Annotated in this window: 13 protein-coding genes; 1 reads left to right on the top strand and 12 read right to left on the bottom strand. The window is 59.1% G+C overall.

Going from position 1 to position 13403, the window contains the following annotated elements:
• Nucleotides 1-30 precede the first annotated feature (30 nt).
• The 5 genes from surE to ACRRSD_RS21085 all read right to left on the bottom strand — a co-directional run bounded on the left by surE (nt 31) and on the right by ACRRSD_RS21085 (nt 4364).
• Nucleotides 31-780: a 5'/3'-nucleotidase SurE gene (gene surE / locus ACRRSD_RS21105; protein WP_007908831.1), complete on the bottom strand. Its 750-nt coding sequence runs from the start codon at nt 778-780 to the stop codon at nt 31-33.
• Nucleotides 768-1826, bottom strand: coding sequence for a tRNA pseudouridine(13) synthase TruD (gene truD / locus ACRRSD_RS21100; protein WP_435035135.1), 1059 nt, complete (start codon nt 1824-1826; stop codon nt 768-770). Before truD ends, surE begins: the two co-directional genes overlap by 13 nt.
• A complete protein-coding gene (ispF, locus tag ACRRSD_RS21095) occupies nt 1823-2296 on the bottom strand; it encodes a 2-C-methyl-D-erythritol 2,4-cyclodiphosphate synthase (RefSeq protein ID WP_034149878.1) in 474 nt (157 codons plus the stop codon). The genes truD and ispF overlap by 4 nt, the downstream gene beginning before the upstream one ends.
• 44 nt (nt 2297-2340) lie before the next feature.
• On the bottom strand, nt 2341-3186 hold the full coding sequence (fghA, locus tag ACRRSD_RS21090; protein WP_435035134.1) for an S-formylglutathione hydrolase: 846 nt from the start codon (nt 3184-3186) through the stop codon (nt 2341-2343).
• A gap of 65 nt (nt 3187-3251) precedes the next feature.
• Nucleotides 3252-4364 (bottom strand): S-(hydroxymethyl)glutathione dehydrogenase/class III alcohol dehydrogenase, encoded by a 1113-nt coding sequence (locus tag ACRRSD_RS21085; protein ID WP_007908835.1) that lies wholly within the window; start codon nt 4362-4364, stop codon nt 3252-3254.
• 116 nt (nt 4365-4480) lie between these two features.
• On the opposite strand from ACRRSD_RS21085, the gene ACRRSD_RS21080 reads away from it, so the two are divergent.
• Nucleotides 4481-5377, top strand: coding sequence for a LysR substrate-binding domain-containing protein (locus tag ACRRSD_RS21080; RefSeq protein WP_435035132.1), 897 nt, complete (start codon nt 4481-4483; stop codon nt 5375-5377).
• A 143-nt stretch (nt 5378-5520) separates the two neighbouring features.
• On the opposite strand, the gene ispD is transcribed toward ACRRSD_RS21080, so the two are convergent.
• The 7 genes from ispD to ACRRSD_RS21045 all read right to left on the bottom strand — a co-directional run bounded on the left by ispD (nt 5521) and on the right by ACRRSD_RS21045 (nt 13286).
• On the bottom strand, nt 5521-6228 hold the full coding sequence (gene ispD / locus ACRRSD_RS21075) for a 2-C-methyl-D-erythritol 4-phosphate cytidylyltransferase (protein ID WP_435035131.1): 708 nt from the start codon (nt 6226-6228) through the stop codon (nt 5521-5523).
• On the bottom strand, nt 6225-6503 hold the full coding sequence (gene ftsB, locus ACRRSD_RS21070; RefSeq protein ID WP_007908838.1) for a cell division protein FtsB: 279 nt from the start codon (nt 6501-6503) through the stop codon (nt 6225-6227). The genes ispD and ftsB overlap by 4 nt, the downstream gene beginning before the upstream one ends.
• A gap of 171 nt (nt 6504-6674) precedes the next feature.
• Entirely contained in the window at nt 6675-7964 is a 1290-nt protein-coding gene (gene eno / locus ACRRSD_RS21065; protein WP_093436567.1) for a phosphopyruvate hydratase, read from the bottom strand.
• Between the two features lie 157 nt (nt 7965-8121).
• Nucleotides 8122-8967 carry a 3-deoxy-8-phosphooctulonate synthase gene (kdsA, locus tag ACRRSD_RS21060; RefSeq protein ID WP_016985082.1) on the bottom strand — a complete coding sequence of 282 codons (846 nt, stop codon included), beginning with the start codon at nt 8965-8967 and terminating at the stop codon, nt 8122-8124.
• A gap of 5 nt (nt 8968-8972) precedes the next feature.
• Nucleotides 8973-10604 carry a CTP synthase gene (locus ACRRSD_RS21055; RefSeq protein WP_435035129.1) on the bottom strand — a complete coding sequence of 544 codons (1632 nt, stop codon included), beginning with the start codon at nt 10602-10604 and terminating at the stop codon, nt 8973-8975.
• Nucleotides 10605-10878: 274 nt separating this feature from the next.
• Complete coding sequence (gene tilS, locus ACRRSD_RS21050; protein ID WP_435035127.1) at nt 10879-12207, bottom strand: tRNA lysidine(34) synthetase TilS; 1329 nt, start codon at nt 12205-12207, stop codon at nt 10879-10881.
• A 131-nt stretch (nt 12208-12338) separates the two neighbouring features.
• Nucleotides 12339-13286, bottom strand: coding sequence for an acetyl-CoA carboxylase carboxyltransferase subunit alpha (locus tag ACRRSD_RS21045; protein ID WP_038357918.1), 948 nt, complete (start codon nt 13284-13286; stop codon nt 12339-12341).
• Between the last annotated feature and the right edge of the window lie 117 nt (nt 13287-13403).

Genomic DNA, 13403 nt, shown 5'->3' with positions numbered 1-13403 from the left:
TCCGCAGCCGGTCTTCGTGTTCACGAGCCATCAGCGCAGTCCCTCCAGCCAGCCGTCGAGACTTCTGAACGCGTCGTTAAAGGTGCGATCAAGCTGCAACGGCGTGATGGAAACATAGCCCTGCATCACTGCATGGAAGTCCGTGCCCGGGCCGCCATCTTCGGCATCGCCGGCAGCGGCAATCCAGTAACCGGCCTTGCCACGCGGATCGACCACCTTCATCGGCGCCGCCGCCCGGGCGCGATGGCCCAGTCGGGTCAGCTGGATGCCGCGAATGTGGTCGATGGGCAGGTTGGGAATGTTCACGTTGAGCACCGTGCGCGGCGGCAGATCGAGCCCGGCATGGGCTTCAACCAGTTTGCGCGCAAAGTACGCCGCTGTCGGCAGATTATCCACCTGCCGCGAGACCAGCGAAAAAGCAAATGACGGACGCTCGAGAAAACGTCCCTCTAGGGCGGCCGCCACGGTTCCGGAGTACAGCACGTCATCGCCAAGGTTGGCGCCGAGGTTGATCCCGGAAACCACCATGTCCGCCTCGCGCTCCAGCAAGCCGTTCAGGCCCAGGTGCACGCAGTCGGTCGGTGTGCCGTTGAGGCTGATAAAGCCGTTGGCCAGGTATTGCGGGTGCAGCGGACGGTCGAGCGTCAGCGAACTGCTGGCGCCGCTTTTGTCCTGCTCCGGGGCGATAACCACACACTCGGTGTAATCCGCCAGCGCAGCATAAAGCGCGGCAAGACCGGGTGCGGTTACCCCATCGTCGTTAGAAATCAGAATACGCATGGGCTGTCCGTCTGCCCCACCGGCACCAGATCAACGAGTTCGCGCACCAATACGGTGGCGAAGCATCCGGCCGGGAGGACGAATTCCAGTTGCAGAATGTCAGGCTGGGGATAATGCCACGTCAACCCGCCAATGGGCAGCCGCAGGATGCGACGTTCGTGACTCATACCGGCGTTGATCAACCAATCGCGCAACTCCGCCTCGCGTGCGGCGATCCCCTGCTCCAGTTCATGGACAGCGCCTGCGGTCGGCGAGTCACCTTCGCCCCACTGCGGGCCGGTTGGATGCAGATCAAGAATCGCCAGACGCGGATCACTGCACTCGGCTTCACCGGCCGGAAAAAAACTGCGGCTGTCGGTGAAGGCCAGCAAATCACCGACCTGGGCTTTTTGCCAGGTGCCATCGGCAACACGCGCCGCCAGCACCTTGTTGAACAGAAAACTGCGCGCGGTCGAGAGCAGGCGCGAACGCACGTTGCGTTGCTCCGGCAAGGCCTTGCGCGCCGCCCACGCACGGGCATCGACAACGTTGCCGCCGTCGTGACCGAAACGCTGGGCACCGAAATAATTAGGAATGCCTTGTTTGGCGATCAGTTGCAGACGCTCTTCGATTGCAGCTTTGTCGCCGGCGAATTGGGTCAGGCGCAGTGTGAAACCGTTGGCCGAATGCGCACCGCGTTGCAGCTTGCGCTTGTGCCGGGTGGTCTTGAGGATCTTCAGCGTGTCGTTTTCCGCCGCTGACAGATCCGGGTCGGCCTTGCCCGGCAGTTGCACGCTGAACCATTGACGGGTCAACGCCTGACGATCCTTGAGACCGGCATAGCTGACGGTACGCAATGGCACGCCGGCAGCCTTGGCGATACGCCGTGCGGCTTCTTCAGTGTTCAAGCCACGTTTTTCGACCCAGATCCACAGGTGTTCACCATCGCCGCTAAACGGGATATCGAGGACTTCATCCACCTGAAAATCTTCAGCGATGGCTTTCAGTACCGCGGTGCCCAAGGGTTCGCCATAGGCGCGAGGGCCGAGCAATTGCAGTTCATTCATGCGCGCAGCAACAAGGCAACGGAGTGCACGGCGATACCTTCTTCGCGACCGACAAAGCCAAGCTTTTCGGTAGTGGTAGCTTTCACGTTCACTTGATCCAACTCAACTTGAAGATCCGCCGCGATCAGCGCGCGCATCGATTCGATATGCGGGGCCATTTTGGGCGCCTGGGCAACGATGGTGTTGTCGACGTTGCCGACTTTCCAGCCTTTGGCGTGAATCAGCGCGACGACATGACGCAGCAGCGCGCGGCTGTCGGCGCCCTTGAATTGCGGGTCGGTGTCCGGGAAGTGCTTGCCGATATCACCCAGCGCCGCAGCGCCGAGCAAGGCATCGCTCAAGGCGTGCAGCAGGACGTCACCGTCGGAATGAGCGAGCAGCCCGAAGCTGTGTGCGATACGCACGCCGCCCAGAGTAATGAAATCGCCTTCAGCGAAACGGTGCACATCATAGCCGTGGCCAATACGCATAAAAAAAACGCCCCGATTTTTGTCAGGGCGTGATTCTACCTGCATTAACCGCGCAGGGCGCGTGCGTGATGCTGCAAGTGGTCGTCTATAAAGCTTGAGATGAAGAAATAGCTGTGGTCGTAGCCCGGTTGCAGGCGCAACGTCAGCGGATGGCCCGCTTGTTTTGCCGCTTGTTGCAAGGCTTCGGGTTTGAGCTGGGTAGCGAGGAAGTCATCGCGATCGCCTTGATCGACCAGCAGCGGCAGTTTTTCATCCGCTTCGGCGATCAGCGCACAAGCATCCCACTCCTTCCACTTCGAACGGTCTTCGCCCAGGAACCGGGAAAAAGCTTTTTGCCCCCACGGGCAATCCATCGGATTGTTGATTGGCGAAAATGCCGACACCGATTGGAAACGCCCAGGATTACGCAATGCACAGACCAGCGCACCGTGGCCGCCCATGGAGTGGCCGCTGATGCTGCGTTTGTCCGAAGCGGGGAAATGCGCTTCAACCAATGAAGGTAATTCCTGCACGACATAGTCATGCATCCGATAGTGCCGCGACCAAGGTTCTTGCGTGGCATTCAGATAGAAACCGGCACCGAGGCCGAAATCCCATGCGCCATCTGGATCACCCGGGACATCAGGGCCTCGCGGGCTAGTGTCCGGGGCGACGATGATCAAACCCAGTTCGGCAGCCATGCGCATCGCGCCGGCCTTCTGCATGAAGTTTTCGTCAGTACAGGTCAGGCCCGACAACCAATACAGCACTGGCAGCTTGCCGCCCTGCTCTGCTTGCGGTGGCAAGTAGACGGCGAACACCATGTCGCAGCCGAGCACGTCGGAACGATGGCGATAACGCTTGTGCCAACCGCCAAAACTTTTCTGGCAGGAGATGTTTTCCAGACTCATGTAAAGACTCCTACGCGGTCACGACCACAAGCCTTCAAGACTTGCGGCCATGTCGCCACGATTGATCAGAAATGAATGACGGTACGGATGCTCTTGCCTTCATGCATCAGGTCGAACGCCTTGTTGATGTCTTCCAGGCCCATGGTGTGGGTGATGAACGTATCCAGCGGGATTTCGCCGCTTTGGGCCATGTCGACGTAGCTTGGCAATTCGGTACGACCGCGCACGCCGCCGAACGCCGAACCGCGCCAGACGCGACCAGTCACCAGTTGGAATGGACGGGTAGCGATTTCCTGGCCGGCTCCGGCCACACCGATGATCACCGACTCGCCCCAACCTTTGTGGCAGCACTCAAGGGCGGCGCGCATCAATTGCACGTTGCCGATGCACTCGAAGGAGAAGTCCACACCGCCATCGGTCATGTCGACGATCACTTCCTGGATCGGACGATCGAAATCTTTCGGGTTTACGCAATCGGTGGCACCGAGTTGCTTGGCGATTTCGAACTTGGCCGGGTTGATGTCGATAGCGATGATGCGTGCAGCCTTGGCCTTCACCGCGCCGATGACTGCAGACAGACCAATACCGCCCAGACCGAAGATGGCCACGGTGTCACCCGGTTTGACCTTGGCGGTGTTGAGCACGGCACCGATACCGGTGGTGACGCCGCAACCGAGCAGGCAAACCTTTTCCAGTGGCGCATCTTTGGAGATCTTGGCCACGGAAATTTCCGGCAACACGGTGTATTCCGAGAACGTGGAAGTGCCCATGTAGTGGAAAATGGTTTCGCCCTTGTAGGAAAAACGCGAAGTGCCGTCCGGCATCAAGCCTTTGCCCTGAGTCGCGCGAATCGCCTGACACAGGTTGGTCTTGCCCGACTTACAGAATTTGCATTGGCCGCACTCCGGGGTGTACAGCGGAATGACGTGATCGCCCACCGCAACCGAGGTTACGCCCTCGCCGATGGCTTCAACGATCGCGCCACCTTCGTGGCCAAGGATCGACGGAAAGATGCCTTCCGGATCAGCACCGGACAGGGTGTAGGCGTCAGTGTGGCAAACCCCGGAAGCCACCACGCGCAGCAACACTTCACCAGCCTTGGGCATGGCGACATCGACTTCTACGATTTCCAGCGGCTTCTTGGCCTCGAAGGCAACGGCGGCGCGCGACTTGATCATGCTGACTCTCCAGTGAATCCAATGAATAAAAAACCAGACAAGGAGTGTAATACATGGCTTTACGATGAATAATCAGGGCAAAAGCAAAACATTATTGCCACACAGGGATAATCCCGATGTCCGAAAATCGCTGGGAAGGCATCGACGAGTTTGTCGCCGTTGCTGAATGCAGCCAATTCACCGCCGCAGCCGAACGTCTTGGGGTTTCGTCCTCGCACATCAGTCGACAAATCGTACGACTCGAAGAGCGTTTGCAGACGCGCCTGCTCTATCGCAGTACCCGGCGCGTGACACTGACCGAGGCCGGGCAGACCTTTCTGCAACATTGCCAACGCTTGCAGGATGGTCGCGAAGAAGCCCTGCGTGCGGTGGGCGACCTGACCAGTGAGCCTAAAGGCATGCTGCGCATGACCTGTGCCGTGGCTTACGGCGAACGCTTCATCGTGCCGCTGGTGACGCGGTTCATGGGGCTGTATCCGCAGCTGCGCATCGATATCGAACTGAGCAATCGCCAGCTCGATCTGGTCCATGAAGGGCTGGATCTGGCGATTCGCTTGGGCCGCCTGCAGGACTCGCGGCTGGTCGCGACACGCCTGGCGCCACGGCGAATGTTTCTCTGCGCTTCACCGTCCTACGTTGAGCGGTATGGTCGCCCACACAGTCTGTCGGAATTGAGTCGGCACAATTGCCTGATCGGCAGTTCGGACATTTGGCAGCTTGAGCAAAACGGGCGCGAGTTTTCCCAGCGTGTGCAGGGCAACTGGCGCTGCAATAGTGGGCAAGCGGTGCTGGATGCGGCGCTTCAAGGGGTGGGGTTGTGTCAGTTACCGGACTATTACGTGCTGGAGCACTTGCACAGCGGTGCACTGATTTCATTGCTGGAGGCGCATCAACCGCCGAATACGGCGGTGTGGGCGCTGTATCCGCAGCAGCGGCATTTGTCGCCGAAGGTGCGCAAATTGGTGGATTTTTTGAAGGAGGGGTTGGCTGAGCGGCCGGAGTATCGACGCTGAGTGATGGGTTGCCTGTCCGGCCGTCTTCGCGAGCAGGCTCGCTCCCACAGGGGATCTTCAGTGGATAGAAAATTCGTGTTCGGCGTAATTCAAAGGTGGGAGCGAGCCTGCTCGCGAAGGCAATCTGAAAAGCGTCACTGCACTCAGCGGCGGTTAGCCCAACGCTGACGCAACCACTCCAGATCTTCCGGCCGGGTGACCTTGAGGTTATCCGCCCGCCCTTCAATCAGACGCGGCTTAAGCCCGGCCCACTCCATCGCTGATGCTTCATCGGTAATCACAGCATCAGCAACCAGACTGTCTGCCAACGCCCGATGCAACGCGCCGAGGCGAAACATCTGCGGCGTATACGCCTGCCAGATCACGCTGCGATCGACGGTTTCCAGCACACGACCGTGCTTATCGACCCGCTTCAACGTGTCGCGCGCCGGCACCGCAAGCAAACCGCCGACCGGATCATCTGCCAGTTCATCCAGTAACTTGTCAAGATCTTCGCGGCTCAGATTCGGTCGTGCCGCATCGTGCACCAGCACCCAATCTTCATCATCGGCACCCTGCGCGTGCAAGTGCAGCAAGGCATTGAGCACCGAACCGGAACGCTCGGCCCCGCCGTCAACCCGCTGAATGCGCGGATCGTTGACGCACGCCAGGTTCGGCCAGTAAGGATCATCAACAGCAAGACTGACCACCAGCCCTTTAAGGCTTGGGTGATCAAGGAAACAGCCGAGGCTGTGTTCGAGAATTGTGCGCCCGCCCAGTTGCAGATATTGCTTGGGACGGTCCGCGGCCATTCGGGCACCGACGCCCGCGGCAGGAATCACGGCCCAGAAGGCCGGCAGGGAATTGATCATTGGGCCAACTGGTAAAGGGTTTCGCCGTCCTTGACCATGCCCAGTTCGTGACGAGCCCGCTCTTCAACGGTCTCCATGCCCTTTTTCAACTCGCTGACTTCAGCGTCCATCACTCGGTTGCGCTCCAGCAAACCTTCGTTCTCGGCGTGTTGATCAGCAATCTGCTGATTCAGCTCGGCGACTTGCGCCAGACTGCCGTTACCCACCCACAGGCGGTACTGCAGACCGGCCAGTAGCAAGAGCAAAACGAGAAACAACCAGTAAGGACTGCGCATCGAATATCAGGTATCCAGTGAAAAAAGACAGCCACGCCAAAACTTTGAAGCATCTGATAGCACGAAGCCTGGAAGACCCAGGCTTGTGCTGTTAAGGCATCAGATTAGTGGCAAATCCATCGCTGTCACGACTTTTTCGACACAATCCGGTGTCCTTCCATCGATTTGTACTTAGCCGCGGAACTCGCTGCGACCGTTGTACTTGGCCTTGCCATTCAACTGCTCTTCGATACGCAGCAGTTGGTTGTACTTGGAAACGCGGTCGGAACGGCACAGCGAACCGGTCTTGATCTGGCCAGCCGAAGTACCCACCGCCAGGTCGGCAATGGTCGAATCTTCGGTTTCGCCCGAACGGTGCGAGATCACTGCGGTGTAACCGGCAGCCTTGGCCATCTGGATGGCTTCGAGGGTTTCGGTCAGGGTGCCGATCTGGTTGAACTTGATCAGGATCGAGTTGGCGATCTTTTTATCGATGCCTTCTTTGAGGATCTTGGTGTTGGTCACGAACAGGTCGTCGCCTACCAGCTGAGTCTTCTCGCCGATCTTGTCGGTGAGGATCTTCCAGCCAGCCCAGTCGGACTCGTCCAGACCGTCTTCGATCGAGATGATCGGATAACGTTCGGTCAGACCTTTCAGGTAGTCAGCGAAACCTTCAGCGGTGAACACCTGGCCTTCGCCGGACAGGTTGTACTTGCCGTCTTCGTAGAATTCGCTCGCCGCGCAGTCCAGGGCCAGAGTCACGTCGGTGCCCAGCTTGTAACCGGCATTGGCCACAGCTTCCGAGATCACTTTCAGCGCGTCTTCGTTGGACGCCAGGTTCGGTGCGAAACCGCCTTCGTCGCCAACGGCAGTGCTCAGGCCACGGGCCTTCAGCACAGCTTTCAAGTGATGGAAAATCTCGGTGCCCATGCGCAGACCTTCCGAGAACGACTTGGCGCCAACCGGCTGCACCATGAATTCCTGGATGTCGACGTTGTTATCGGCGTGCTCGCCACCGTTGATGATGTTCATCATCGGTACCGGCATCGAGTAAACACCCGGAGTGCCGTTGAGGTTGGCGATGTGTGCGTACAGCGGCAGGTCCTGATCCTGTGCAGCCGCCTTGGCCGCAGCCAGGGACACGGCGAGGATGGCGTTGGCACCCAGGGTCGCTTTGTTTTCAGTACCGTCGAGCTTGATCATCGCGTGGTCCAGAGCTTTCTGGTCGCTTGGGTCAGTGCCCAGCAGCAGATCGCGGATCGGACCGTTGATGTTGGCTACCGCTTTGAGCACGCCCTTGCCCAGGTAACGGCTCTTGTCGCCATCACGCAGCTCGAGCGCTTCACGCGAGCCAGTGGATGCACCGGACGGCGCGCAAGCGCTGCCGATGATGCCGTTGTCGAGAAGCACGTCCGCTTCCACGGTGGGATTGCCACGGGAGTCGAGAACTTCACGACCTTTGATGTCGACGATTTTTGCCATTGTTGTAAACACTCCAAAGTTGACGAAAACGACGCAGCTAGAGGAAATCTTTTTACCGTCGGCAAGGGGTGTGCAGCGGGCAGGCTTGCAGACGATAACGCTCATACCTGAGGGCATGAGCGACAAATCGTGCGGTACTTTACCGGAGAATTGAGTATTACGCGGTTTCTACCGTCGGAAAACTCTTCACCAGTTCGTCCAGAGCTTTGAGCTGGGCCAGGAATGGCTCCAGTTTGTCCAGACGCAAGGCGCAAGGGCCGTCGCATTTGGCATTGTCCGGGTCCGGATGCGCTTCGAGGAACAGACCCGCCAGTGACTGGCTCATGCCAGCCTTGGCCAGATCCAGAACCTGGGCACGGCGACCGCCGGCGGAGTCGGCACGACCACCCGGCATTTGCAACGCGTGGGTCACGTCAAAGAACACCGGGTACTCGAACTGCTTCATGATGCCGAAGCCGAGCATGTCGACCACGAGGTTGTTGTAGCCGAAGCTCGAACCACGCTCGCAGAGGATCAATTGATCGTTACCTGCTTCGACGCACTTGTTCAGGATGTGTTTCATTTCCTGAGGCGCGAGGAACTGGGCTTTCTTGATGTTGATCACTGCATTGGTCTTGGCCATCGCGACGACCAGATCGGTCTGACGCGACAGGAAGGCCGGCAGCTGGATGATGTCGCAGACCTCAGCGACGACCGCAGCCTGATCAGGCTCGTGGACGTCGGTGATGATCGGCACGCCAAAGGCTTGTTTGATGTCCTGGAAGATGCGCATGCCCTCTTCCAGGCCAGGACCACGATAGGAGGTCACAGAAGAACGGTTGGCCTTGTCGAAACTGGCCTTGAACACGTAAGGGATACCGAGTTTCTCGGTAACCTTCACATACTCCTCGCAAACCTGCATGGCCATGTCACGGCTTTCCAGCACGTTCATGCCGCCGAACAGCACCATGGGTTTGTCGTTGGCAATCTCGATGTCGCCGACGCGGATGATCTTCTGTGCCATCGGGGTTACGCCTTCTTCTGGTGTTGAGCCAACGCAGCTTTGACAAAACCGCTGAACAGCGGATGGCCATCGCGCGGTGTCGAGGTGAACTCAGGGTGGAACTGGCAAGCGACGAACCATGGGTGATCGGCCGCTTCAACCACTTCAACCAGCGCCGCATCAGCGGAGCGGCCGGAGATTTTCAGGCCGGCTTCGATCAGCTGTGGCAGCAGGTTGTTGTTCACTTCGTAACGGTGACGGTGACGCTCGACGATCACGTCCTTGCCGTAGCAGTCGTGGACCTTGGAGCCGGTTTCGAGCAGGCAGTCCTGAGCGCCGAGACGCATGGTGCCGCCCAGATCCGACGACTCGGTACGCACTTCAACGGCACCGGTCGCGTCTTCCCACTCGGTGATCAGACCGACAACCGGATGGCCGCTGGCGCGATCGAACTCGGTGGAGTTGGCGTCTTTCCAGCCCATCACGTTACGGGCGAACTCGATGACCGCCACTTGCATACCGAGGCAGATACCCAGGTACGGAACCTTGTTTTCACGAGCGTACTGAACGGCAGTGATCTTGCCTTCCACGCCGCGCAGACCGAAGCCGCCCGGGACGAGGATCGCGTCGACACCTTCGAGCAGCGCAGTGCCCTGGTTTTCGATGTCTTCGGAATCGATGTAACGCAGGTTGACCTTGGTACGGTTGCTGATGCCGGCGTGACTCATCGCTTCGATCAGCGACTTGTAGGCGTCCAACAGCTCCATGTACTTGCCGACCATGGCGATGGTCACTTCGTGTTCCGGGTTCAGCTTGGCGTCAACCACCGCGTCCCACTCGGACAAGTCAGCGCTGCCGCATTGCAGGCCGAAACGCTCGACAACGAAATCGTCCAGACCCTGCGAGTGCAGGATGCCCGGAATCTTGTAGATGGTGTCGGCGTCTTCCAGCGCGATCACCGCACGCTCTTCAACGTTGGTGAACTGAGCGATCTTGCGACGCGACGAGATGTCGATCGGGTGATCGGAACGGCACACCAGCACGTCCGGCTGCAGACCGATCGAACGCAGCTCTTTTACCGAGTGCTGGGTTGGTTTGGTCTTGGTTTCGCCAGCGGTGGCGATGTACGGCACCAGTGTCAGGTGCATCAGCATCGCGCGCTTGGCGCCGACTTCGAAACGCAGTTGACGGATGGCTTCGAGGAACGGTTGCGACTCGATGTCACCGACGGTGCCACCGATTTCAACCATCGCCACGTCAGCGTCGCCAGCACCCTTGATGATGCGGCGCTTGATTTCGTCAGTGATGTGCGGGATCACCTGGATGGTTGCACCCAGGTAGTCACCACGGCGCTCTTTGCGCAGCACGTGCTCGTAGACACGGCCAGTGGTGAAGTTGTTGTTCTGGGTCATGGTCGTGCGGATGAACCGCTCGTAGTGCCCCAGGTCCAGGTCGGTTTCGGCGCCGTCGTGGGTAACGAACACTTCACCGTGCTGGAACGGGCTCATGGTGCCCGGATCGACGTTGATGTACGGATCCAGCTTCAGCATGGTGACCTTAAGTCCCCGCGCCTCCAGGATGGCTGCCAATGAAGCCGATGCAATGCCTTTCCCCAATGAAGAAACAACACCGCCCGTGACGAATATGTAGCGCGTCATGAAAAACCCTAGAAGTCTGCGTTAAAGCGGTACGAGCCGCCGGGGAAAGCGAAGGAAGGCCGAAGCCCCCGATCACCTGCATTAATCACAGTGCACCTTTCAAAAAAACCGCCGCGTTGGGACAGACCGGCAGATGAAACACCGGTACGTTGCTCGCTACACATTTTTTGGAATCGCCCAGCAAAGACTGCTTGGTAATCGGCAACTCCTGCAATTCAGGCGAATCCACAGAAGTTGTATCAAGAAGGGAGCGTAGTCTACCGGAATGCTCCTTTCAGCTCAAACCTTGATCTTCGTCTGTTGGCAGCCAATGCAATTTCCAGCCGTGCTGCAAATGGCCATCAAGTCCCGACAGGTTCGCCACCGCGAGCAATTCATCGCCGCGAAACAGCAGCGGCAATCTGCCACGGACGAAGCCTGGCACTGCGCGCTCATTGAGCAGGCGCTTGAGATCACGATGGCCGCGATCCGCGACCTGCATGACTTCGCCGCCCTGCCGATAGGCAATGCGCAATGGCCCGGAAGGCGCCTGCCCGCTGAACAGGACACGTCCATTATCGGCCAAGCGTAGCGCTGACGCCGGCGCTTGCCAGTCGGCGCCGATCACCGGCGCGCGCAACCAATTGCCACTGAGCCACCACAGACGGCCGGCGCTGCGGTGCAGTTCGCCATCGACCAGGCGCCAGATTGGCGAAGCATCAGGAGCGGCGCCGCACAGATTCGCCCAACCCGACCAGTGGTCGGTGTCGGGAAGTCGGGTCAACGGTTCGAGCCAGTGTCTGAGGGCGTTTCGTTGACGGGCGACAGACAGCGCAGCCAGCGGCGCCAGTTCCAGCGACGGCAATCCCAGCCATTCGAATTCATGCGCGTTCGCCGCCTGCGCCAGATCAATCTGCGCCAGCTCATCGAGCAGCCCCTCGGCTTCACGCAGATGCACGGCGCTGCGGGCCATGTTCGCCTGCGCTTGCGGCCAGCGACCGGTCAGCAACGGCACGATCTGATGGCGCAGATAGTTGCGCGAGAATTGCTGATCCTGATTGGACGGGTCTTCGATCCAGACCAATTGGTGAGCCTGCGCATAGGCTTCCAGCTCGGTCCGAGAGATTTCCAGCAACGGACGAATCAGCGTGCCCTGCCCCACTGGCCGTTGCTTGGGCATCCCCGACAATCCCCGCACACCTGCACCACGCATGAGTCGAAACAACAGCGTTTCCGCTTGATCATCACGATGCTGGCCAGTGAGCAACACGTCATTGGCTTGCGTGAGCGCACTGAACACGGCGTATCGCGCATTCCGCGCCGCCCGCTCCAGACTCGCGCCTGGTTGCACTGTCACGCGCTCGATCAGCAGCGGCACGCCCAGCTCGTCGCAGACGGACTGGCAATGTTGCGGCCACGCGTCGGCCGCAACCTGGAGGCCGTGATGGATATGGATTGCGCTTAGCGCGGGGATGGATTCGGTTTTTGCCAGAGAGGCGAGCAGGTGCAGCAGGACGGTGGAATCAAGACCACCGGAGAACGCGACGCGCCAATGAGCGGCATTGCGCCAAGGCTCAAGGTTCAGTCGAAGCCGCGACGGTAAATCACTCATGGACTGCCCCATTTCTTTACCCTTGCCTAAACCAAATGTGGGAGCGAGCCTGCTCGCGAAGACGGTTTAACATTCAACAGATTTGTCGACTGTTATACCGCTTTCGCGAGCAGGCTCGCTCCCACATGGGTATTGCGTTCGACTTAGAGACCGTAGCTCATCAGTCGATCATAACGACGCTTCAACAGCGCTTCGTTATCGAACTTCTTCAACATCGCCAGTTGCGAGCTCAGCTCGGCACGGATCGACGCCGCAGCAGCGGCTGGATCACGGTGCGCACCGCCCAGAGGTTCGCCGATAACTTTATCGACGATGCCGAGGCCTTTAAGACGCTCGGCGGTAATGCCCATCGCCTCAGCAGCATCCGGCGCTTTTTCTGCGGTTTTCCACAGAATCGAAGCGCAACCTTCCGGCGAGATCACCGCGTAGGTCGAGTATTGCAGCATGTTCAACTGATCGCAGACACCGATGGCCAGTGCACCGCCGGAACCACCCTCACCGATAACGGTGGCGATGATCGGGGTTTTCAGGCGCGACATCACGCGCAGGTTCCAGGCGATCGCTTCGCTCTGGTTACGCTCTTCTGCGTCGATACCAGGATAAGCACCCGGGGTGTCGATGAAGGTCAGGATCGGCATTTTGAAACGCTCGGCCATCTCCATCAGGCGGCAAGCCTTGCGGTAGCCTTCCGGACGCGGCATGCCGAAGTTGCGGCGTACCTTCTCGCGCACTTCACGGCCCTTCTGGTGACCGATGATCATCACCGGCTGGTCTTCCAGACGGGCGATACCGCCAACGATGGCCGCGTCGTCAGAGAAGTGACGGTCGCCGTGCAGTTCGTCGAACTCGGTGAAGATGTGCTCGATGTAGTCGAGGGTGTACGGGCGTTTCGGGTGACGTGCCAGACGTGCGATCTGCCAGCTGGTCAGCTTGCCGAAGATGTCTTCGGTCAGCGTTTTGCTCTTGTCCTGCAGGCGGGAGATCTCATCGCCGATATTCAGCGAATTGTCATTACCGACCAAGCGCAACTCTTCGATCTTGGCTTGCAGGTCGGCGATCGGCTGTTCGAAATCTAGAAAATTCGGGTTCATAGGCGTCCGTCTTGGGTCGTGTCCCAAATGAGCTTGGGCCGGCCGGTTGTCTATTCGCGCCCTACCTTAAGGGAGAGGCGCGCTGAGGTCGAGATTAAAAATTCAGGTTGCGGGCAA

It is taken from the genome of Pseudomonas neuropathica, from assembly GCF_051174785.1.
Taxonomy (GTDB): domain Bacteria; phylum Pseudomonadota; class Gammaproteobacteria; order Pseudomonadales; family Pseudomonadaceae; genus Aquipseudomonas; species Aquipseudomonas neuropathica_A.
The sequence above is the reverse complement of the archived record's forward strand: the minus strand, read 5'-3'. Positions and strand labels throughout refer to the sequence as shown.